Annotated in this window: 2 rRNA genes; both read right to left on the reverse strand. The window is 51.0% G+C overall.

From position 1 onward, the window contains the following. Positions 1 to 42 precede the first annotated feature (42 nt). Positions 43 to 154, reverse strand: a 5S ribosomal RNA gene (gene rrf, locus CHB66_RS16605). A gap of 154 nt (positions 155 to 308) precedes the next feature. After that, positions 309 to 3,203, reverse strand: a 23S ribosomal RNA gene (locus tag CHB66_RS16610). Between the last annotated feature and the right edge of the window lie 99 nt (positions 3,204 to 3,302).

The following is a 3,302-nucleotide window of genomic DNA, read 5'->3' on the forward strand; positions in this document are numbered from 1 at the left end:
AAAACACAAAAGCCTTTCAGTTTCCTGAAAGGCTTTTTGATAATGTGGCGGCGACCTACTCTCCCGGGTGTAACCCCAGTACCATCGGCGCTGCAGGGCTTAACTTCTCTGTTCGGGATGGGAAGAGGTGGGACCCCTGCGCTAGGCCGCCTAATCTTGCTGTACTAGCTACAAAGTACAATGTACCATGTAGTTCCAGTGACAGTCCCCTCTCGGGGAAAATATCTTTGTTCATTTGCTTGGTACTTCGTACTTGGTACTTGGTACTTTCACTTGATATGTCTTGCAGAAAATTGAACGGGGAGATACTGAGTAAGTTTTCGGGCAATTAGTACAGCTCAGCTATGTCATCTCTGACTTTACACCTGCTGCCTATCAACGTCATCGTCTCTGACGGCCCTGTTTGGAAGTCTCATCTTGGAGGGAGTTTCGCACTTAGATGCTTTCAGCGCTTATCTCTTCCCGACGTAGCTACCCGGCAATGCAATTGGCATCACAACCGGTACACCAGCGGTCAGTCCAACCCGGTCCTCTCGTACTAAGGTCAGGTCTCCTCAAACTTCCCACGCCCGCAACAGATAGGGACCGAACTGTCTCACGACGTTCTGAACCCAGCTCGCGTGCCACTTTAATGGGCGAACAGCCCAACCCTTGGGACCTTCTCCAGCCCCAGGATGTGACGAGCCGACATCGAGGTGCCAAACCTCCCCGTCGATATGAGCTCTTGGGGGAGATCAGCCTGTTATCCCCAGAGTACCTTTTATCCTTTGAGCGACGGCCCTTCCATACGGTACCGCCGGATCACTATACCCGTGTTTCCACCCTGCTCGGCTTGTCGGCCTTACAGTCAAGCTCCCTTATGCTATTGCACTCCACGTACGGTTACCAAGCGTACTGAGGGAACCTTTGGAAGCCTCCGTTATCCTTTTGGAGGCGACCACCCCAGTCAAACTACCCACCAAGCAATGTCTCCCGCATAGCGGGATTAGATACCAAGCAAACAAAGGGTGGTATTTCAACGGCGACTCCTCAACGCCTAGCGACGCCAATTCACAGTCTCCCACCTATCCTACACATCGTTTACCCAATACCAATACTAAGCTGCAGTAAAGGTTCATGGGGTCTTTCCGTCCCGTTGCGGGTACGCGGCATCTTCACCGCGACTACAATTTCACCGAGCTCATGGCTGAGACAGCGCCCAGATCGTTACACCATTCGTGCAGGTCGGAACTTACCCGACAAGGAATTTCGCTACCTTAGGACCGTTATAGTTACGGCCGCCGTTTACCGGGGCTTCAATTCAATGCTTCTTCCCGATTACTCGGAAATAACATCCCCTCTTAACCTTCCGGCACCGGGCAGGTGTCAGGCCTTATACTTCGTGTTGCCACTTCGCAAAGCCATGTGTTTTTGCTAAACAGTCGCCTGGGCCTTTTCACTGCGGCCTCCCATATTGCTATGGGTAGGCGCCCCTTCTCCCGAAGTTACAGGGCCATTTTGCCGAGTTCCTTAGCCATGATTCACTCGAGCACCTCAGGATTCTCTCCTTGACCACCTGTGTCGGTTTGCGGTACGGGTCGATATACGCTTAACGCTAGAAGTTTTTCTTGGAAGCCCTTAGGACAACTATCCGATTGTCCGTAGACGCTCGGTACTATCACCTTCGGCTAGATCCACGCATTTAACTATGAATCCAATACCTACAAGCTTTAACCCGGTATTCCGTCACCGGGCGTGTCTTTCATCACTCCGTCACTCCATCACCTGTATATCAAGTATGGGAATATTAACCCATTTGCCATCGACTACGCCTCTCGGCTGCGCCTTAGGTCCCGACTGACCCTGATCCGATTAGCGTTGATCAGGAAACCTTGGTCTATCGGTGTGCGGGTTTCTCGCCCGCATTATCGTTACTTATGCCTACATTTGCTTTTCCAAATCCTCCAGTGCACATCACCATGCACATTCACCGGTAATTGGAATGCTCCCCTACCACTTAGACATTCATCTAAATCCTACGCTTCGGTATTACACTTGATGCCCGATTATTATCGACGCCCTGCCGCTCGACCAGTGAGCTGTTACGCACTCTTTAAAGGAATAGCTGCTTCCAAGCTAACCTCCTGGCTGTCTCTGCAGCTGGACCACCTTTGTTCAACTTAGTGTAAATTTTGGGACCTTAGCGGTAGGTCTGGGTTCTTTCCCTCTCGGACAGGGACCTTAGCACCCCTGCCCTCACTGCCGTTACTGTATGCCGGCATTCGGAGTTCGTCAGGATTTGGTAGGATATGACTCCCCCTAGTCCTATCGGTAGCTCTACCTCCGACATACATTCCACGACGCTGTTCCTAAAAACATTTCGGGGAGTACGAGCTATTTCTCAGTTTGATTGGCCTTTCACCCCTACCCACAGATCATCCGGAAACTTTTCAACGTTTATCGGTTCGGTCCTCCATACTGTGTTACCAGTACTTCAACCTGTCCATGGGTAGATCACAAAGTTTCGCGTCTACCGCCACTGACTAAGCGCCCTATTCAGACTCGCTTTCGCTCCGGCTGCGGATCTTAAATCCTTAACCTCGCCAGTGACGAGTAACTCGTAGGCTCATTATGCAAAAGGCACGCCGTCACCAAATCTCTTGGCTCCGACCGCTTGTAAGCGCACGGTTTCAGGTTCTATTTCACCCCGTTATTCACGGTACTTTTCACCTTTCCCTCACGGTACTTGTTCACTATCGGTCTCTCAGGAGTATTTAGCCTTTCCGGATGGTGCCGGATAATTCAATCGGGATTTCTCCTGTCCCGACCTACTCAGGATCCCCGCCTCAATATTCATGCTTCCAGTACGGGATTCTCACCCTCTACGATCTGCCTTCCCAGACAGTTCCCGTCACATTCATACCAATTACGCAGGTCCTATAACCCCGAATCTGCCGTAACAGATCCGGTTTGGGCTTCTCCGATTTCGCTCGCCACTACTCACGGAATCACTATTGTTTTCTCTTCCTCCGGGTACTTAGATGTTTCAGTTCCCCGGGTTTGCATTCATTACTGAATATCCCGATCGCTCGGGATGGGTTGCCCCATTCGGATATCTACGGATCAAGTCCTCTTGCGGATCCCCGTAGCTTTTCGCAGCTTGTCACGTCCTTCTTCGCCTCTGAGAGCCTAGGCATCCCCCGTACGCCCTTATTCACTTACTCTTACATATAACCGCCTTTTGCTACAGCTATATGTCGTATCTTCGCTTCTGACTCGCGTCTTCCGCTCAATTCTCTGCTCAACATGTCAATGAACTCTTA

It is taken from the genome of Belliella buryatensis (genome assembly GCF_900188245.1).
GTDB lineage: Bacteria > Bacteroidota > Bacteroidia > Cytophagales > Cyclobacteriaceae > Belliella > Belliella buryatensis.